16 protein-coding genes are annotated in these 18,774 nt (G+C 71.6%); 8 read left to right on the top strand and 8 right to left on the bottom strand.

Going from position 1 to position 18,774, the window contains the following annotated elements:
• Positions 1-45: 45 nt before the first annotated feature.
• Both ACFYZF_RS03240 and mshB read right to left on the bottom strand, forming a co-directional pair.
• Entirely contained in the window at positions 46-486 is a 441-nt protein-coding gene (locus tag ACFYZF_RS03240; RefSeq protein ID WP_387016039.1) for a hypothetical protein, read from the bottom strand.
• A 17-nt stretch (positions 487-503) separates the two neighbouring features.
• A complete protein-coding gene (gene mshB / locus ACFYZF_RS03235) occupies positions 504-1,433 on the bottom strand; it encodes an N-acetyl-1-D-myo-inositol-2-amino-2-deoxy-alpha-D-glucopyranoside deacetylase (RefSeq protein WP_387015348.1) in 930 nt (309 codons plus the stop codon).
• A gap of 87 nt (positions 1,434-1,520) precedes the next feature.
• On the opposite strand from mshB, the gene ACFYZF_RS03230 reads away from it, so the two are divergent.
• Complete coding sequence (locus ACFYZF_RS03230) at positions 1,521-3,665, top strand: prolyl oligopeptidase family serine peptidase (RefSeq protein WP_387015345.1); 2,145 nt, start codon at positions 1,521-1,523, stop codon at positions 3,663-3,665.
• Between the two features lie 69 nt (positions 3,666-3,734).
• Here ACFYZF_RS03230 and ACFYZF_RS03225 read toward each other — a convergent pair whose 3' ends face one another.
• The 5 genes from ACFYZF_RS03225 to ACFYZF_RS03205 all read right to left on the bottom strand — a co-directional run bounded on the left by ACFYZF_RS03225 (position 3,735) and on the right by ACFYZF_RS03205 (position 9,779).
• On the bottom strand, positions 3,735-5,477 hold the full coding sequence (locus ACFYZF_RS03225; protein WP_387015342.1) for an ABC transporter substrate-binding protein: 1,743 nt from the start codon (positions 5,475-5,477) through the stop codon (positions 3,735-3,737).
• 133 nt (positions 5,478-5,610) lie between these two features.
• Positions 5,611-6,597 (bottom strand): ABC transporter permease, encoded by a 987-nt coding sequence (locus tag ACFYZF_RS03220; RefSeq protein WP_387015339.1) that lies wholly within the window; start codon positions 6,595-6,597, stop codon positions 5,611-5,613.
• 9 nt (positions 6,598-6,606) lie between these two features.
• Positions 6,607-7,614, bottom strand: a complete 1,008-nt coding sequence (locus ACFYZF_RS03215; protein ID WP_387015336.1) for an ABC transporter permease — start codon at positions 7,612-7,614, stop codon at positions 6,607-6,609.
• Entirely contained in the window at positions 7,611-8,615 is a 1,005-nt protein-coding gene (locus tag ACFYZF_RS03210) for an ABC transporter ATP-binding protein (RefSeq protein WP_387015333.1), read from the bottom strand. Before ACFYZF_RS03210 ends, ACFYZF_RS03215 begins: the two co-directional genes overlap by 4 nt.
• Positions 8,616-8,726: 111 nt before the next feature.
• On the bottom strand, positions 8,727-9,779 hold the full coding sequence (locus tag ACFYZF_RS03205; protein ID WP_387016037.1) for an ABC transporter ATP-binding protein: 1,053 nt from the start codon (positions 9,777-9,779) through the stop codon (positions 8,727-8,729).
• A 277-nt stretch (positions 9,780-10,056) separates the two neighbouring features.
• On the opposite strand from ACFYZF_RS03205, the gene ACFYZF_RS03200 reads away from it, so the two are divergent.
• From ACFYZF_RS03200 to ACFYZF_RS03175, 6 genes are all read left to right on the top strand, one after another.
• Positions 10,057-10,605 (top strand): Uma2 family endonuclease, encoded by a 549-nt coding sequence (locus tag ACFYZF_RS03200; protein WP_387015331.1) that lies wholly within the window; start codon positions 10,057-10,059, stop codon positions 10,603-10,605.
• 32 nt (positions 10,606-10,637) lie between these two features.
• A complete protein-coding gene (locus ACFYZF_RS03195) occupies positions 10,638-12,074 on the top strand; it encodes a TldD/PmbA family protein (RefSeq protein WP_387015328.1) in 1,437 nt (478 codons plus the stop codon).
• A 76-nt stretch (positions 12,075-12,150) separates the two neighbouring features.
• A complete protein-coding gene (locus ACFYZF_RS03190; RefSeq protein WP_387015327.1) occupies positions 12,151-13,596 on the top strand; it encodes a TldD/PmbA family protein in 1,446 nt (481 codons plus the stop codon).
• Positions 13,597-13,871: 275 nt separating this feature from the next.
• On the top strand, positions 13,872-14,678 hold the full coding sequence (locus ACFYZF_RS03185; RefSeq protein WP_387015324.1) for a hypothetical protein: 807 nt from the start codon (positions 13,872-13,874) through the stop codon (positions 14,676-14,678).
• A 10-nt stretch (positions 14,679-14,688) separates the two neighbouring features.
• On the top strand, positions 14,689-16,620 hold the full coding sequence (locus tag ACFYZF_RS03180; protein ID WP_387015322.1) for a fumarate reductase/succinate dehydrogenase flavoprotein subunit: 1,932 nt from the start codon (positions 14,689-14,691) through the stop codon (positions 16,618-16,620).
• On the top strand, positions 16,620-17,684 hold the full coding sequence (locus ACFYZF_RS03175) for a succinate dehydrogenase/fumarate reductase iron-sulfur subunit (RefSeq protein ID WP_387015319.1): 1,065 nt from the start codon (positions 16,620-16,622) through the stop codon (positions 17,682-17,684). The genes ACFYZF_RS03180 and ACFYZF_RS03175 overlap by 1 nt, the downstream gene beginning before the upstream one ends.
• An 80-nt stretch (positions 17,685-17,764) precedes the next feature.
• On the opposite strand, the gene ACFYZF_RS03170 is transcribed toward ACFYZF_RS03175, so the two are convergent.
• A complete protein-coding gene (locus ACFYZF_RS03170; protein WP_387015316.1) occupies positions 17,765-18,205 on the bottom strand; it encodes a (deoxy)nucleoside triphosphate pyrophosphohydrolase in 441 nt (146 codons plus the stop codon).
• A gap of 183 nt (positions 18,206-18,388) precedes the next feature.
• On the opposite strand from ACFYZF_RS03170, the gene ACFYZF_RS03165 reads away from it, so the two are divergent.
• The gene (locus ACFYZF_RS03165; RefSeq protein ID WP_387015313.1) at positions 18,389-18,697 is read left to right on the top strand and encodes a 4a-hydroxytetrahydrobiopterin dehydratase; all 309 of its coding nucleotides are present in this window, start codon (positions 18,389-18,391) and stop codon (positions 18,695-18,697) included.
• The last annotated feature ends 77 nt before the right edge of the window (positions 18,698-18,774 follow it).

Genomic DNA, 18,774 nt, shown 5'->3' with positions numbered 1-18,774 from the left:
AGCCTCCTGGCAGGAATATCTACCACCGGAAGCTGAGCGCTGTCATCACCCGTCCCGGCGGACCGGCGGCGGAGCCAGGACCTGCCGGAACCCCAGCACCGCGAAGGTCATCGCCCCCACCACGATCATCGCGAGCCCGACCCAGTTGTCCCCGGCGAGCAGCAGGTCCCCCTCGCTGGTCCGGACGGCCGCCGCGCCCATCAGCACGAACCACGGCGTCGCCGGCAGGACCACCGCCCACCGGCGGCCGACCGCCGCGTACGCGAACCAGCCCAGCGCGATGTTGGCGACGATGGCCACCAGCACGGACACCCCGATCAGCTGCCCGCCGACCCGGGCGGTCGACAGGATCAGCTCCAGCAGGCCGGTCGCCACCGCGCCGACCACGGCCACCAGGCCGCCGACGACCCGCAGGGCGACGTCGAGCAGCCGCTGCGCCCGGCGCGGCGGGGTCGGGGCAGGGGCCTGGGGCGGGACGACCGACATCGGCGCGGCGGGCAGGGTCACCGGACGCCGGCCGCCGAGACCGGGGCGCGGCCGGACCCGCCGTCGTCGAGGTCGAGCCCGGCGAAGAGGTCGTCCTCCCAGCCGTACGGGCCGGCACCCGGCCCCTTCTCCCCCACCGCCAGGGTGAAGTACTCCACCCCCATGAACTCGGCGCCGAAGTTGCCGGCGATCGAGTAGAGCCAGGAGGTGGCCGGGATCTGGGTGGCGTGCGCCCGCATCGCCGCCTCCTTGGCGGCGTGCTGCTCGGTGGCGTCGATCCGGGCCGCGATCTCCGGATCGGGGGTGCCGAAAGGCAGGTCCTCGATGCTCTCGATACCGTCGAAGGGGTTGTCCGACGACTCGGTGAAGTGGCTCAGGCCGGCCTCCAGCACGCTGCGCGGCATGGCCGTCCAGTAGACCTTGGCCGGGGCGATCCCCTCCACGGCGGCCAGCTCCACCGCCCGCATCGCCACCCGGTGCGCCTGGATGTGGTCGGGGTGGCCGTAGAAGCCGTTCGGGTCGTACGTGATCAGCACCTGCGGGCGTACCTCCCGCATGACCTCCACCAGGTACCCGGCGGCGGTGTCGAGGTCGGCCTGCCAGAACGCCCGGGGGTGCTCGTTGGTGGCCAGGCCCATCATCCCGGAGTCGCGGTAGCGACCCGCGCCGCCGAGGAAGCGGTGATCGGCGACGCCGAGCGCGGCGCAGGCGGCGGCCAGCTCACCGATCCGGAACCCGCCGAGCTGGTCGGCCTCGGCGGCGGCGAGCTGGGCCAGCTCCGGCACGTGGATCTCGCCCTCCTCGCCGAGGGTGCAGGTCACCAGCGTGACGTGGGCGCCGGTGGCTGCGTAGTGGGCCATCGTCGAGCCGGTGCCGATGGCCTCGTCGTCGGGGTGCGCGTGGACCAGCAGGAGGCGGTGGTCGGGCAGCGTCGTCACGACGGTCACTCTAACCGGCGGTGGATTCCCCGCCGTTCCCGACGCGTCCGCGCAGGTCGGCCACATCATCGCCGGCCCCGCTCTACGATCCGACGTGTGGACTTTCCGGAGCTGGCCGCCCGTACCCGCCGGTTCTCTCACGGGGCGCCGCGCGCCGTCTCCGTGGCCGGCGACGGCGCCCGGGTGATCTTCCTGCGCTCGGCCGGTCCGGAGGATCCCGCCGACGCGCTCTGGCTGCTCGATCCGGCCAGCGGCGAGGAGCGGCTGGTCGCCGACCCGGCGAGGCTGCTCGGCGCCGGCGCCGACCCGTCGGCCCTCTCCCCCGGGGAGCGGGCGCTGCGCGAGCGGCGGCGGCTCAGCGCCGCCGGCATCGGCTCGTACGCCCTGGACGGGGCCGGCCGGGTGGCGGTGTTCGCGCTGGCCGGCCGACTGTTCCGGGCCGACCTGGTGCACGGGGACGTGGTCGAGGTGGCCGTCGCCGGCCCGGTCATCGACCCGCGGCCGGACCCGACCGGCGAACGCCTGGCATACGTCACCGACGCCGCCGACGGGGTACGCCGGGGCGAGCTGCGGGTGGTGTCGCCCGACGGCACCGACACCCTGCTGGCCGGCGAGGACGCCGGGGTCACCTGGGGGCTGGCCGAGCACGTGGCGGCCGAGGAGTTCCACCGGTTCCGGGGCTACTGGTGGGCGCCGGACGGGCGTGGCGTGCTGGCCGCCCGGGTCGACGAGTCCCGGCTGCCCCGCTGGCACCTGCACGACCCGGCCGACCCGGCGAGCCCGCCGACCAGCATCGCGTACCCGCAGGCCGGCGGGCCGAACGCCGAGGTCAGCCTGCACCTGCTCGACCTCGACGGCGGCTGGGTCGACGTGCACTGGGACCGGGAGACCTACCCGTACCTGACGTCGGTCGACTGGGCCGACGGCAACCCGCTGATCACCGTGCTGCGCCGCTCCCAGCAGCACGGCCTGGTGCTCGCGGTGGACCCGCGCACCGGGGAGACCCAGGTGCACGCGGAGCTGGCCGACCCCCGTTGGGTGGAGCCGATCCCCGGCACCCCGGCGCACCTGCCGGACGGCCGGGTGCTGGTCGGCGGCGAGCTGGCCCACGACGGGTACGACGCCCGCTGCCTGTTCGCCGACGGCACCCTGCTCACCCCACCCTCGCTGTACGTGCGCCGAGTGGTGGGCCGGCTCTCCACCGGCAACGGCCCGGCCGATCTGCTGGTCGAGGCGAGTGACGGGGAGCCGAGCCAGCGGCACCTGTACCGGGTCCGGACGCTGATCGGCGGCGGGGTGGACGCCCGTCGGATGAGCGGCACCCCCGGCTGGCACACCGGCGCGGTGGGCGGGGACACGCTGGTGGTCGGCACCGCCTCGCTGGAACAGCCGGGGACCACCTGGTCGGTGTGGCGCGGCGACCGGGAGGTGGCGCAGCTCCGCTCGTCGGCCGCGACCCCGCCGTACGCGCCCCGGCCGACGATGGTGCGGGTGACCGACCGGCGGCTGCCGAGCGCGGTGCTCTACCCGACCGACCACGTCAAGGGCACCCGGCTGCCGGTGCTGCTGGACGTCTACGGCGGCCCGGGGCACCAGGAGGTGGTGGCGGCCCGGTCGGCCTGGTTGGAGCGGCAGTGGTGGGCCGACTCCGGCTTCGCGGTGGTGACGGTCGACAACCGGGGCACCCCCGGGGTGGCCCCGTCCTTCGAGAAGGCGGTGCACCGGCGGGTGGCCGACGTGGTGCTGACCGACCAGATCGACGCGCTGACCGCGCTCGCCGGCAAGCACCCCGACCTGGACCTGGGACGGGTCGGCGTGCGGGGCTGGTCGTTCGGCGGCTGGCTGGCCGGGCTGGCGGTGCTGCGCCACCCGGAGCTGTTCCGGTGCGGGATCGTCGGCGCCCCGGTCACCGACTGGGCGCTGTACGACACCGCGTACAGCGAGCGCTACCTGGGGATGCCGGAGGACGGGGTGGACGTCTACGCGCACCACTCGCTGCTGGAGCTGGCCGCCGAGCGGCCGGTGTCCGGCGAGCCGGCCCGGCCGTTGCTGCTGCTGCACGGCCTGGTCGACGACAACGTGGTGGCCGCGCACACGCTGCGGCTGTCGGCGGCGCTGCTGGGCGCGGGCCGGCCGCACTCGGTGCTGCCGCTGGCCGGGGCCACCCACCTGGCCGCGGGCGGCCTGGCGGAGCGCCTGCTCCGCCTGGAGTTGGACTTCCTCCGCACCCACCTCGGGTGACGGCGGACGAAAGGGCCCCCTCGCACGGCGCTGTGCGAGGGGGCCCGGCCGTCGGCGGTCAGCCGAGGGTCACGGCTTGACGTGTGCGTTCACGAAGGACGGGTACCCGAAGACGCTGGAGACGAAGACCCCGCCGGCCTTCGAGCCGTGCACGAGGAAGGCCACGTCGACGTAGAGCGGCACCACCGGGGCCTGCTCCTTCATGATCCGCTCGTCGAGCTTGGCCCACTCCGGTCCCTGCTTCGCCGGCTCCAGGGCGAGGATCCGGTCGAACTCGGCGTTGATCGCCGGGTCGTTCAGGTACGACTGGTTGCTGTTGCCCTCGGCCTTGATGGTCCGGCCGTCGTAGAGCACCGGCAGGATGGACGCGCCGCTGGGCCAGTCCGCCGCCCAGTTACCGATGTACAGGTCCCAGGGGTTGTCCTTCTTCTTGATCTCGTCGAGCTTCGCGTCGTCCGGGATGTTCCGGACGGTGATCTTGAAGCCGGCCCGCTCCAGGTTGCCCTTGAGCTGGATCGCCATCTTCTGCTCGCCCGTGTTGTCGGCCACCCCGAGGACCAGCTCCGGGGTCTGGCCGCCGAGCAGCTCCTTGGCCTTGTCGACGTTGCCGTTGGCCCCGGCCGGGTACACGTCGAACGCCTTGAAGCCGATGGTGGACGACGGCATCAGCGTGGTCATCGGCTGGGCCACGGTCTGCCCGCCGACCGCCTTGATCAGGCCCTCGCGGTCGATGGCGTAGTTCAGCGCCTGGCGGATCTTCAGGTCCTTGACCCGCTGGTTGTTGATCACGAGCTGGTTGGCGCTCGGCGTCGGGGAGAGGATGGTCCGCGACTTCAGCGCCTGGTCCTGGGCCACCTTGGCGACCAGCGAGGACGGCACGTAGTTGAAGGCGAGCGCGCTCTGGTCGGCACCGTTGTCGGCGATCACCCGGTTGTTCGCGGCGTCGGCGGTCGGGCCGAAGCTCCAGACGAACTGGTCCGGGTACTGGTGGCGCACCGGGTCGGTGTTGGCGTCCCAGTGGGGGTTACGGTCCAGGGTGAGCTGCACGCCGGCCTGGTTCTTGGCGACCTTGTACGGGCCCGAGGAGAACGGTCGCTGGTCCAGGTTGACCCCGGTGTCCTTGTCGGCCTTCAGCGGCGCGCTGGTCGGCAGCGACACCGCGAACGGCAGGTCGCAGCGGGGCTTGGCGAACTCGAAGCGCAGGGTCTTCGGGTCCGGCGCGGTCAGCCCCGGCGGCAGCGAGGCCTGGTTCTTCTTGAAGTCCCACTTGGTGTCGTACTCCGGGCTGTCGGCCAGCCACTCCTGCACGTAGGTCGGGCCGCCGGCGAGGTCCGGGTTGAAGGACCGGGCGATGCCGTACGCGATCTCCTTCGAGGTGATCGGGCTGCCGTCCTCGAACTTCACCCCGTCCTTGATCTTGAACTCCCAGACCTTGCAGTCGGAGTTGACGTTGGTGCCCGGGGTCTCGGCCAGGTCGCCGACGAGGACCAGGCCGCCCTTGCCGTCGTCCTTCCAGGTGGTCAGGTAGCGGGAGAAGAGCGGGTTGGCCATCAGGCCCGCGAACGAGTACGTCCGCTGCGGGTCCAGGTGGGAGATCGGGGTCTCCCGGATGATGGTGAAGGTGCCGCCCTTCTGCGCCCCGCTCACCTCGGCCGCCGGGCCCTTCGAGTCCTTCGGGTCGGTGGCGATGACCCCGGTCTGCTGCCGGGTGTTGTCCACCGTGGTGCCCTCGCCCGTGTTCTCCGAGCACGCCCCCAACGTCACCACCAGTGCGATGGCGCCGCCTGCGGCGACCGCTGCGCGTGGTCTCATCTGCTACCCCCTCCACCCGGTGCCGCCGGGCGGAAACGCCGACGTCCCGAGGATCGTAAAGAAGAAAAACTGCGAATTGTGTAACGGTTTTCGATAACTTCTGCCGCGGTCGGGGAAGCTGACCCGCCGGGGGTCAGCGCAGCCGCACCCGGGGGTCGATCACGGCGTAGAGCAGGTCCACCAGGACGTTGGCCAGCACCACGAAGACCGCGGAGATGAGCACGGTCGCCATGATGGTGGGCAGGTCACCGTCGCTGACCGCGTTCACCGCGGTACGCCCCAGCCCCTGGATGCCGAAGGTGGTCTCGGTGATGACGGTTCCGCCCAGCGCCCCACCGACGTCCAGCCCCGCGATGGTCACCACCGGGGTTATCGCCGCGCGCAGCGCGTGCCGCCCGTACACCTTGGGTTTGGCCAGGCCCTTGGCCCGCGCGGTGCGGACGTAGTCCTCGGAGAGCGTCTCCAGCATCTGCGCCCGGGACAGCCTCGCGTAGATGGCGGAGTAGAGGAAGGCCAGCGCGACCCAGGCGAGCACCAGGCCGCTGGCCCACTTCGCCGGACTGTCGAACAGTGATGTGTAGCTCGGCACCGGTAGCAGCCGCAGGTTGTAGACGAAGACCAGCAGCAGCACCGCGCCGACGAAGTAGAGCTGCAACGACGCGCCGGTCAGCGAGAAGCCGATGGCCACCCGGTCCAGCCAGGTGCCCCGGCGCAGCGCCGAGATCATGCCGAGGCCGACGCCGAGCAGCAGCCAGAGGATCGCCGCGGGGATCACGATGCTCAGGGTCACCGGCAGCACCCGGGCGATGGTGTCGCTGACCGCCTCGTTGTTCACGTACGACCAGCCCAGGCAGGGGGCGTCGCACCGGCCGCCCTGGGCGCTGCCCAGGTCCCGACCGGTCACGATGCCCTTCATGTAACCGGCGTACTGGCTGACCAACGGATCGCGCAGGCCCAGTTCCTGACGGACCCGCTCCAGTCGCTCCGGGTTGCAGTTCTTCGGGCACATGCCGGTGACCGGGTCCCGGGGCAGGGCGAAGAACATCAGGAAGCTGAGCACGCTCACCGCGAACAGCGTGACCACGGCGGAGAGCAGCCGCTTGACCAGGAATCGCGCCATGGTAAACCCCTACCGGGACGACTTCGGGTCGAGCGCGTCGCGCAGCGCGTCCCCGAAGAGGTTGAAGGCGAGCACCAGCGCGAAGATCGTGATGCCGGGAAAGAAGACGTACGCCGCATCGGTCTGGAGGTAGTCCAGGCTGCGGTAGATCATCCGGCCGAAGCTCGGCGTCTCGTCGGTGAGGCCGACGCCGATGAACGACAGCGCCGCCTCGCTGGTGATGTACGAGGGCACCGCGAGGGAGAACGACACCAGGATCGGCGCCCAGATGTTCGGCAGGAGCTGACGGAAGAGCATGTGGCCCAGCCCGGCCCCGCTGGCCCGGGCCGCCTCCACGAACTCCCGCTCGCGCAGCGCGATGACCTGCCCCCGGACCAGCCGAGCGGTGCTGGTCCAGCCGAACAGGGCGAAGATGGCGATCAGCACGCCGATCTGGAACGCGGGCGGCACCGCCTCGCGCTGGCCGTAGAAGCGCAGCGCGACGGTCGGGGTCAGGGCCAGCGCGATGACCAGGAACGGCATGGCCAGCGTCAGGTCGGTGATCCAGTTGATCACCGCGTCGATCCAGCCGCCCAGGTAGCCGGCGAGGGTGCCCAGCAGGATGCCGAACGCGGCGGTGATCACGGCGGCGGCGAACGCGATGAACAGCGACGTCCGCAGGCCGTGCACCATCCGGATGAAGATGTCCCGGCCCAGGCCCGGCTCCAGCCCGAACCAGTGCTCGCCGGTGATGCCCCCGGCGTAGCCCAGCGGCATGCCGAAGCCGTCGAGCCGGTCCTGGAACTGCTCGCGCGGGCCCACGCCGTACAGCGCCTCGATCAGCGGCACGGCGAGCGCGAGCAGCACGAAGAAGACCAGCATCGCGGCACTGATCATGGCCGTGCGGTCCCGCCGCAGCCGGACCCAGGCGAGCTGGCCGGGCGACCGGCCGACGAAGCCCTTCGCCTTCGGCGCGTCGCCGTCGCCGGTGGACTCGATCTCCGCCAGCGCCACACCCTCGACCGGGGACAGGCTCACCTCGTCACCTCCGCACCACTCACGCCGGCCCGCTCGGACTCCGGGAAGTGGCAGGCCGTCGACTGGGCGCCGCCGTCCCGGGGCTTCAGGGCCGGTTCCTCGGTGGCGCAGACGTCCTGCGCCTTCCAGCAGCGCGTGCGGAACCGGCAGCCCGACGGCGGGTTCAGCGGGGTCGGCACGTCGCCGGTCAGCCGGATCCGGCCGCCCGGCCCGAGCGTCGTCACGTCCGGGATCGCCGACAGCAGGGCCCGGGTGTACGGGTGCTGCGGGCGCTCGTAGATGTCCGCCCGGTCGCCGATCTCGACGATCCGGCCCAGGTACATCACGGCGACCCGCTGGCAGAAGTGCCGCACCACGGCCAGGTCGTGGGCGATGAAGACGAACGCCAGCCCGAGATCCCGTTGCAGGTCCCGCAGCAGGTTGACCACCTGCGCCTGGATCGAGACGTCCAGGGCGGAGACCGGCTCGTCGGCGACGATCAGCTTCGGTCGCAGGGCCAACGCCCGGGCGATGCCGATGCGCTGCCGCTGCCCGCCGGAGAACTCGTGCGGGTAGCGGTTGTAGTGCTCGGGATTGAGCCCGACCAGCTCCAGCAACTCCTGGACCCGCTTGCGCACCCCGCCCGGCGGGTTGATCCCGTTGACCTGCAACGGCATCGCCACGATCCGGCCCACGGTGTGCCGGGGGTTCAGCGAGGCGTACGGGTCCTGGAAGATGATCTGGAGGTCCTGCCGCAGCGGGCGCAGCTCGCGCCGCCCGGCGTGGGTGATGTCCCGCCCGGCGAACTCGATCTTCCCGGCGGTCGGCTCCAGCAGCCGCACCAGCATCCGGCCGGTGGTGGTCTTGCCGCAGCCGGACTCCCCCACCAGGCCCAGCGTCTCGCCGGGGCGCACCTCGAAGTCCAGGCCGTCGACCGCCTGGACCAGACCGGTGCTCCGGAACCCGGCGCGCACCGGGAAGTGCTTGGTCAGCCCGCTGACCCGCAGCAACGGCTCACTCACCTGAGCCACCTTCGTTCGCGACTGCGGGACTCCGCTTCGCTACGTTCCTCGCGCTCACCGACGCACCCTCGTTCGCGACTGCGGGACTCCGCTTCGCTACGTTCCTCGCGCTCACCGTGCCACCCCCACATGTGCGACGTCCTCGCGGTACAGCTGGGTGCGCTCCCGCGCGGACAGGTGGCAGGCGACCAGGTGACCCGCCTCGCCGGCCGGGCCCAGCGTCGGGGCCTCGGTGCGGGAGCGGTCGCCGTTGCGGTCGGCGTACCGGCAGCGGGGGTGGAAGGCGCAGCCCGACGGGAGGTTGATCAGGCTGGGCGGGTTGCCCGGGATGGGGATCAGGTCCGCGTCCGAGTCGCCGTGCAGCGACGGCACGCTGGAGAGCAGACCCCAGGTGTACGGATGCTGCGGGCGCCGGAGCACCTGCTCCACGGCGCCGTGCTCGACGGCCCGTCCGCCGTACATCACCAGCACCTCGTCGGCGACCTGGCTGACCACGCCGAGGTCGTGGGTGATCAGGATGATCGCGGAGTGGAACTCGGCCTGGAGGTCGGCGAGCAGGTCGAGGATCTGCGCCTGCACGGTGACGTCGAGCGCGGTGGTCGGCTCGTCGGCGATCAGCAGGTCCGGGTCGTTGACCAGGGCCATGGCGATCATCGCCCGCTGCCTCATGCCGCCGGAGAACTCGTGCGGGTACTGGTCGTACCGCTTCGCCGGCTGCGGGATGCCGACCCTGCCGAGCATGTCCACGGCCCGCCGCCGGGCCTCCCGCCTGCCGGCCCCCGGGTGGTGCACCCGGAACGCCTCGGCGATCTGCTTCCCCACGGTGTAGTACGGGTGCAGCGCGGACAGCGGGTCCTGGAAGATCATCGCCATGTCCCGGCCGCGCAGTTGGCGCACGTCCTCCTCCGGCAGGCCGATGAGCTGCCGGCCGCCGACGGAGATTCCGCCGGTGATGGTGGCGCGCTTCGGATCGTGCAGGCCGAGGATCGCCAGCGAGGTGACGCTCTTGCCCGAGCCGGACTCGCCGACGATGCCGAGGGTGCGCCCGCGCTCGACGGCGAAGGAGACGCCGTCCACCGCGCGGACCGTGCCGTCGGAGGTGGCGAACCGCACCCGCAGGTCACTCACCCTCAGGTACGGACCGTCTCCGCGCTGCTCCGGCACGCCGGGACGGTCGCCCGGTTGCCCGGACGGCGCTGGTGCTGGCTTGTCCACGACCGCCTCCCTCAGTGACGAAGAGAACCTACAACAGATCACTGAGGCTGAAAATAAGCTACAAAACGGGAGCTGTCAGCGGGGGTCAGCGTAACGACTCGGCATCTACCTCCGACACCCCTCACCAGGACATCGAAGTGATGCGTACCCCCCGGTCGCACCTCGGGTGCGACCATGGTGGCGGCAACCGGGAGACGATCCGCGCCGGATCGAGGTGGAGGTGACCATGACCGCGGCGGTGTTCGACCACGACGGCCCGTGGACCGAGGAGGAGTACCTCGCCCTCGGCGAGACATCCCAGCGGGTCGAACTCTTCGACGGGAGCCTCCACGTGACCCCAGCCCCCACCCCCCGGCACCAGAACATCTCAGGCGAACTGCGGGCCGCCCTACGGACGCCGGTCCGCAAAGCTGGCCTGCGCGTGCTGGAAGCCGTCAACGTCCGGCTGAAGCCAGGTCGCATCCCCATTCCGGACCTGGTGATCACCGGCGAGATCGACTTCGACGATCCCAACATCGAGGCGCGCGACGTGCGGCTGGTCTGCGAGATCATCTCACCGAGCAACGCGGCCACCGACAAGGTGCTCAAGATGCACTACTACGCCGCCGCCGGCATCGAGTGGTACCTGCTGGTCGAACAGGAGAACGGGACGCTGCACCTGTACCGCAGGCAAGGCCGTCACTACATCGAGCAGTCGGTCACCAGGATGGGCGAGGTGCTGGAGCTGATCGAGCCCGTCCAGGCGACGGTCCGGCCGGAGGATCTCGTCCCCTGACGGATGTCGGTCCCGTCACCTAGGGTCGGGCCATGACCGGATTCGACGCGGCGTCCGCGGCCGTGCAGGCCGCCCTGGACGCGGGGGCCCGGTACGCCGACGCCCGGGTGATGCACCGCCGGTACGAGTCGATGTCCGCCCGCAACGGCGACGTCGAGGAGCTGACCCAGGACGAGAGCCTCGGGCTGGGCGTCCGGGCGCTGGTCGGGTCGAGCTGGGGCTTCCACGCCGTGCCCGACCTGTCCGACGCGGCGGCCCGCGACGCCGGCCGGCGGGCCGCGCGGACCGCCGCCGCGAGCGCGCGGGTCCCCGGCCCGCCGATCGACCTGGTGCCGGCCGAGCCGACCGTCGCGAGCTGGTCCTCGCAGTGCGAGGTGGACCCGCTCGGGGTGGCCCTGTCCGACAAGGGCGACCTGCTCGTCGGCGCGACCGCCACGATGGCCGCCCACGGCGCGGACGTGGCCGAGGGGCTCTACCAGGTCTGGGACACCACGAAGTGGTTCGTCTCCAGCGAGGGCCACCGCATCGACCAGCACATCCGCGAGTGCGGCGGCGGCATCTCGGCCACCTCGATCGGCGACGGCGAGACCCAGCGCCGGTCGTACCCGAGCTACCGGGGCCAGTACGGCACCACCGGTTGGGAACTGGTCACCTCGCTCAACCTGGCCGCGCACGCCGCCCGCATCGCCGAGGAGAGCCGGGCGCTGCTCACCGCCCCGCGGTGCCCGGCCGGCGAGACCGACCTGATCCTCGGCGGCGAGCAGCTCGCGTTGCAGATCCACGAGTCGGTCGGGCACGCCATCGAGCTGGACCGCATCCTCGGCTGGGAGGCCGCCTTCGCCGGCACGTCCTGGCTGGACCTGGCCCAGCTCGGCTCGCTGCGCTACGGCTCCGAGCTGATGAACGTCACCATCGACCCGACCATCCCCGGCGCGCTGGGCAGCTTCGGCTTCGACGACGAGGGCTCCCCGGCGGTGCGGCGGGACGCGGTGCGCGAGGGCCGGTGGGTCGGGGTGCTCGCCGGCCGGGACTCGGCCGCCGTCGCCGGCCTGGACCACGGCGGCAGCGTACGGGCCGACGGCTGGGCCCGGCTGCCGATGGTGCGGATGACCAATGTGGGCCTGGAGCCCGGCCCGCACACCCTCGACGAGATCGTCGCGGCCACCGACGACGGCGTCCTGATGGACGTCAACCGTTCCTGGTCCATCGACGACAAGCGGCTCAACTTCCAGTTCGGCTGCGAGATCGGCTGGGAGGTGAAGCGGGGGCGGCGGGGACGGATGCTGCGCAACCCCACCTACACCGGCATCGGGCCACTGTTCTGGCGCTCGATGGACATGCTCTCCTCGGAGACCGTCGCGTGGGGCACGCCGAACTGCGGCAAGGGCCAGCCCGGCCAGACCGGCCACACCGGCCACCCGGCCGCGCCGGCCCGATTCCGAAACGTCCGAGTGGGGGTGACCGCATGAGCGAGCGCAGCGAGCGAATCATTGGTCGCAGTGCGGTAAGGCCTCATGCGGACGCCGAGCGAAGCGCGGTGACCGCATGAGCGAGCGGCACGCGCTCGACCTCGCCGGCCGGGTGGTCGACCTGGTCCGCCGGCTGGGCGGTCCGGGGGCCGAGGCCGAGGTGGTGGTCACCCGGTCCGAGCTGGCGCTGACCCGGTTCGCCAACTCCTTCATCCACCAGAACGTGGCCGAGTCGGGCACCGGGGTGCGGCTGCGGCTGCACGCCGACGGGCGTACGGCCGCCGGCAGCGGCAGCGTGGTCACCCCGGACGGGCTGGCCGCCCTGGTCGAGCGGACCCTGGCCGCGGCCCGGCTCTGCCCGCCCGACCCGGCCTGGCCGGGGCTGACCCCACCGACGTCGGTGCCGGCCGTCCCAACGTGGGACGAGGCCACCGCGTTCGCCGAGCCCGACGAGCGGGCCGAGCGGGTACGCGCGTTCGTGGCCGCCGTCGACGGGCTGGAGGCCGCCGGTTACTGCCGCACCGCGTACCGGGCGGCGGCGTTCGCCAACTCGGCCGGCCACTCGACGCAGGGCAGCGCGGCCGAGGCCGCGATGGACGGCATCGCCCGGGCCGGCGCGGCGGACGGGGTGGCCCGGCTCTGCGCGGACCGGCTCGCCGACCTCGACGGGGCGGCTCTGGGGCTCCGGGCCGCCACGAAGGCCCGCGCAGCCGTGGACCCGGTCGAGCTGCCGCCCGGCCGGTACGAGGTGGTGCTGGAGCCGGCCGCCGTGGCCGACCTGCTGCACAACTTCGCCATGTGGGGCTTCAACGGCAAGCGGTTCGCCGAGCGGCAGTCGTTCGCCGAGCCGGGCGTCGCCCAGTTCGACCCGGCGGTGACGCTCGTCGACGACCCGCTCGGCGGTTCCGGGCTGCCGTTCGACGCCGAGGGCACCGGCCGACGGGCGCTGACCCTGGTGGACGCGGGCACCACGGTCGCCGTGGCGCACGACCGGCGCAGCGGCGCGCAGGCCGGCGCGGGCTCCACCGGGCACGCGGAGCCGGGGGCGGCCACCTTCGGCCCGACGCCCAACAACCTGCGGCTCACCGGCGCCAGCGGGGCGGTCGGCGCCGGCGCCACCCGGGCTACGGGCACCACTGTGGCGGGTGCCACTGCGGCCGGCGGCGGGGCGGAGACGCCGGGCGGGCCGGTGCTCGATGCCGAGACCGCCGCCCTGGTCGCCGGGATGGAACGTGGCCTGCTGGTCAGCGACCTCTGGTACACCCGAGTGCTGGACGCCAAGAGCCTGGTGGTCACCGGGCTGACCCGCAACGGGGTCTGGCTGGTGGAGGGCGGCGTGCCGGTCCGGGCGGTACGGGACTTCCGGTTCACCGAGTCGTACCCCCGGGCGCTGGGGCCCGGGGCGGTGCTCGGGATCGGCCGCCGCCCGGTCCGGCAACCGGACCGGGTCGACGGCGTCTGGTGGGATGCCCCGGCGCTGCGGCTGGCCGCCTGGAACTTCACCGGCGGGGCCTCCGGCTGAGCCCACGCCGCGACGGGTCGGCCGGCGTGGTGCGGTTCTTGACACCCGGAAATCGCACGTGTTGCGAGGGCTTTTCGGGGCCCAGGACACCCAGGACACTCCCTTGCGCGGACGGCCAGCGGAGATCGGCGTAACGTGTGTCATTTAGCTGCGCCGGCACACCGGCGCGGTCGTTGGCTTGCGCGCGACGTGGCAGCGGGTACGAGGTTCGCCGGTCCGCGTGCCGGCCGGAACATGATGCCGCCCGTCAGGGCCCCGTCAGGGAGACGACTCGAATGACATCAACGGCAACGAGGCCGCGGGGAGCGCGAGCACGCGCCGCCATAGCGGCGAAGACGTTGCGGACCGACCGCTGGTGGCTCGCCCCACTGATCACCGTCGTCGGGCTCAGCGCCTGGATCGCGTACGCGACGGTCCGGGTCTTCATGCACGACAACTACTGGGTCGACGAGTACCACTACCTGACCCCGTTCTACTCCCCCTGTGTGACCGAGCGGTGCGCCGAGGCGGCCTCGCACTTCGGCCGCTTCCTGCCCGGCTGGTGGATCATCCCGGACGCGGCGCTGACCCTGCCGTTCCTGCTGCTGTTCCGGCTCACCTGCTACTACTACCGCAAGGCGTACTACCGGTCGTTCTGGCTGTCGCCGCCGGCCTGTGCGGTCCCGGACGGGCACCAGACCTACTCCGGCGAGACCCGGTTCCCGCTGCTCGGCCAGAACCTGCACCGCTACTTCTTCTACGCCGCCGCGGTCATCTCGCTGATCAACACCTGGGACGCGATCCTGGCCTTCCACTCGCCGAAGGGCTTCGGCTTCGGGCTGGGCAACATCGTCCTGCTGGTCAACGTGATCATGCTGTGGGCGTACACGATCTCCTGCCACTCCTGCCGGCACATCATCGGCGGGCGGCTCAAGCACTTCTCCAAGCACCCGGTGCGGTACAAGGCCTGGACCGGCGTGTCCTGGCTGAACGTCCGGCACATGCAGCTCGCCTGGATCACCCTCGGCACCCTGGCGCTGACCGACTTCTACGTCATGGCGGTCGCCGCCGGCTGGTTCAACGACCTGCGGTTCATCAACTAGAGGGCCTGACATGACCACCACGAATCGTATCGAACGACACCACTACGACGTCGTCGTGATCGGGGCCGGCGGCGCCGGCCTGCGCGCGGCGATCGAGGCCCGGCTCGCCGGCAAGAAGACCGCGATCATCTCGAAGTCGCTGTTCGGCAAGGCGCACACGGTGATGGCCGAGGGTGGCGCCGCCGCCGCCATGGGCAATGTGAACAGCCGGGACAACTGGCAGGTGCACTTCCGCGACACCATGCGCGGCGGCAAGTTCCTCAACAACTTCCGGATGGCCGAGCTGCACGCGAAGGAGTCGCCGCAGCGGATCTGGGAGCTGGAGACGTACGGGGCGCTCTTCGACCGCACCAAGGACGGGAAGATCTCCCAGCGCAACTTCGGCGGCCACGAGTACCCGCGGCTGGCACACGTCGGCGACCGGACCGGCCTGGAGCTGATCCGCACCCTCCAGCAGAAGATCGTCTCCCTCCAGCAGGAGGACAAGGCGAAGCTGGGCTCGTACGACGCCCGGATCAAGGTGTTCGACGAGACCACCATCACCGAGCTGCTGCTCGACGGCGAGAAGGTCGCCGGGGCGTTCGGCTACTACCGGGAGTCCGGCGAGTTCATCCTGTTCGAGGCCCCGGCGGTGGTGCTGGCCACCGGCGGCGTCGGCCGGTCGTACAAGGTCACCTCGAACTCCTGGGAGTACACCGGGGACGGGCACGCGCTGGCGCTGCGCGCCGGGGCGACGCTGATCAACATGGAGTTCCTCCAGTTCCACCCGACCGGCATGGTCTGGCCGCCCTCGGTGAAGGGCATCCTGGTCACCGAGTCGGTGCGCGGCGACGGCGGCGTGCTGAAGAACTCCGACGGCAAGCGGTTCATGTTCGACTACGTCCCCGACGTCTTCCGCAAGCAGTACGCGGAGACCGAGGAGGAGGCGGACCGCTGGTACACCGACCCGGACAACAACCGGCGCCCGCCGGAGCTGCTGCCCCGCGACGAGGTCGCCCGGGCGATCAACAGCGAGGTCAAGGCCGGTCGGGGTACGCCGGCCGGCGGCGTCTACCTGGACATCGCCTCCCGGCGCTCGGCCGAGGAGATCCGCCGTCGCCTGCCGTCGATGTACCACCAGTTCAAGGAGCTGGCCGACGTCGACATCACCAAGGAGCCGATGGAGGTCGGCCCGACCTGTCACTACGTGATGGGCGGCGTCGAGGTGGACCCGGACTCCGGGGCCGCGTTCGGCAGCGTGCGCGGGCTGTTCGCCGCGGGTGAGGTCTCCGGCGGCATGCACGGGTCGAACCGCCTCGGCGGCAACTCGCTGTCCGACCTGCTGGTCTTCGGCAAGCGGGCGGGCGGCCACGCCGCGTCGTACACCGATCAGCTCACCGCGCGCCCGAAGGTGGCGATCAGCGCGGTGGAGGCCGCGGTGGAGACGGCGCTCGCGCCGTTGCAGCGCGACACCGGGGAGAGCCCCTACCACCTCCAGCAGGACCTCCAGGCGGTGATGGGGGATCTAGTAGGAATCATCCGGCGTGAGGGCGAGCTGGCCGACGCGTTGGGCCGGCTGGCCGAGCTGCGCGAGCGGGTGGCGAAGGTCAGCGCGGTGGGCGGCCGGCGGTACAACCCGGGCTGGCACCTGGCGCTCGACCTGCGCAACATGCTGGTGGTCTCGGAGTGCACCGCGAAGGCGGCGCTGGAGCGGCAGGAGTCGCGCGGCGGGCACACCCGGGAGGACTTCCCCGCGATGGACCCGATGTGGCGGCGGGTAAACCTGGTCTGCTCGTTGAACGGCGACGCCGTGCGGCTGACCCACAAGCCGCTGCCGAAGATGCGGTCGGAGCTGATCGGCCTCTTCGACCGCGCGGAACTGGCCAAGTACCTGACCGACGAGGAGCTGGCAGACTTCGACGCCCTCGCCTCGGACGCCGACGCCGAGGAGGCGGGGAACTGATGGGCACCAAGCGTCACTTCAGGGTCTGGCGCGGCGACGAGAGCGGCGGCGACCTTCAGGACTACCAGGTCGAGGTCAACGAGGGCGAGGTGGTCCTCGACATCATCCACCGGCTCCAGGCCACCGACGCGCCGGACCTGGCCTGCCGGTGGAACTGCAAGGCCGGCAAGTGCGGCTCCTGCTCCATGGAGATCAACGGGATGCCCAAGCTGGGCTGCATGACCCGGATGTCGACCTTCGAGGAGACCGAGACCGTCACGGTCACCCCGCTGCGCACCTTCCCGGTCATCCGGGACCTCGTCACCGACGTCTCGTTCAACTACGAGAAGGCGCGGGAGACCCCGGCGTTCGCACCGCCGGCCGGGGTGGCCCCGGGCGACTACCGGATGCAGCAGGTGGACGTCGAGCGCTCGCAGGAGTTCCGCAAGTGCATCGAGTGCTTCCTGTGCCAGAACACCTGCCATGTGATTCGGGACCACGACGAGAACAAGCAGGCCTTCGCCGGCCCCCGGTACTTCATCCGGGCCGCCGAGCTGGACATGCACCCGCTCGACGCGCGGACCGACCGCAGGGAGTACACGCAGGCGGAGCAGGGGCTCGGCTTCTGCAACATCACCAAGTGCTGCACCGAGGTCTGCCCCGAGCACATCAAGATCACGGACAACGGGATCATCCCCATGAAGGAGCGGGTCGTCGACCGCAGGTACGATCCCCTTGTGTGGCTCGGTAACAAGATCTTTCGGAGGGGTCAGGTGCCTCAGACCTTCGTGACCAGCGCGAAGCACGGCGATGCGGTGCACTCCCACGCCGCACACGGCGGGGTGCACTCGCACGCGGGCGACTCGCACGACCCGGCAGCCGAGGCCCAGGCCCAGGCCGGCGTCAATTGGCACCGCGAGGTGCCGAGGCCGACCGCCCCGGCCGTGGACGACAACGGCAGGCTCCCGCTGACGGAGCTCACCTTCGACCGGGCCGCCGCACCGTCGCCGTTCGGCGACGACGTGACGTTCCCACTGCCCCCGGAGCACCTGAACTTCGCCCACCCGGAGCAGGACAAGCACTGAGCACGGCGACACGGACGGGGGCCACGGCACACGCCGGCGGCCCCCGTCCGCATTTCGCCCGTACGCCCCGCTACCGCCGGTCAGTCGGCGGTGAGCAGCGGGCGCAGGGCGGCGACGATCGGGGCGTCGGCGGGGAGCCAGGTGACCGAGTCGAGTTCGTGGGCGGCCAGCCAACGCAGGGCGGAGTGTTCCAGGGCCTGCGGCTGGTCGCCGTGCAGCAGGCTGGCGGCGTACACCTTGAGCACGGAGCGGCCGTGGGCCATCCGCACGTTGCGGCCGACCCGGTCCCCGACCGCCACGCGTACGGCTAGTTCCTCGGCGCACTCGCGGACGAGCGCGGCGGTCTCGCTCTCCCCCGGCTCCACCTTGCCCCCGGGGAACTCCCACATCCCGGCGACCTCGGGCGGGGCGGACCGGGCGCAGGCGAGCACTCGCCCGCCCTCGATGATCGCCGCGCCGACGATCACCTTTGGTTCCTGTCGTTCGGTCTGTCCGCCCTCGCTGGCCCGTTCGGTCTGCACGGGCATCCAGGGTGCCAGATCAATCGGCGGTTTGGGTACCGTGACCGTCCGCCAGGCTAGTAGAAGTAGGAAGTGTGGGCGTGGACACACCGTCAGTCGGACGACAGACTTAAGCCACCGGCATAGACACGGGACGGCGACGATTTGGCCACAAGCCGGCAACGACGCCTGGGAGGTGCAGTGATGCGCGTGCTGTTCAGGGGGCGGACCAAGCACGACTACCTGAGCGACGCACTGACCCTGTTGACCGGATGGACCCGGGAGGGTGAACAGATCCGGCGCACGCTGGTGATGGACGACACCCAGCACGCCGCGCTCACCGAGCGGGTCAAGGTGGTCGCCGACGCCCTGCACCTGCGTCCCGAGATCAGCCGCCGGGACGACCGGACCCAGATCCGGGTCGGGCACGGCGACGGCGAGCCGCTCACCGAGGGCGAGGTCCTGCTGGCGGCCCGCATCGAGGACGTGTACCGGGCCGTCACCAGCGCCTGAGAGCTTCCTGAGAACCTTTGTTTCGCCCGAAGGGTGCAGGGGTAATGAATCGGTGCGGGACGAGACAACTTTCCCGC

Source organism: Micromonospora sp. NPDC001898 (genome assembly GCF_042891255.1).
Lineage (GTDB): Bacteria > Actinomycetota > Actinomycetes > Mycobacteriales > Micromonosporaceae > Micromonospora.
The sequence above is the reverse complement of the archived record's forward strand: the minus strand, read 5'-3'. Positions and strand labels throughout refer to the sequence as shown.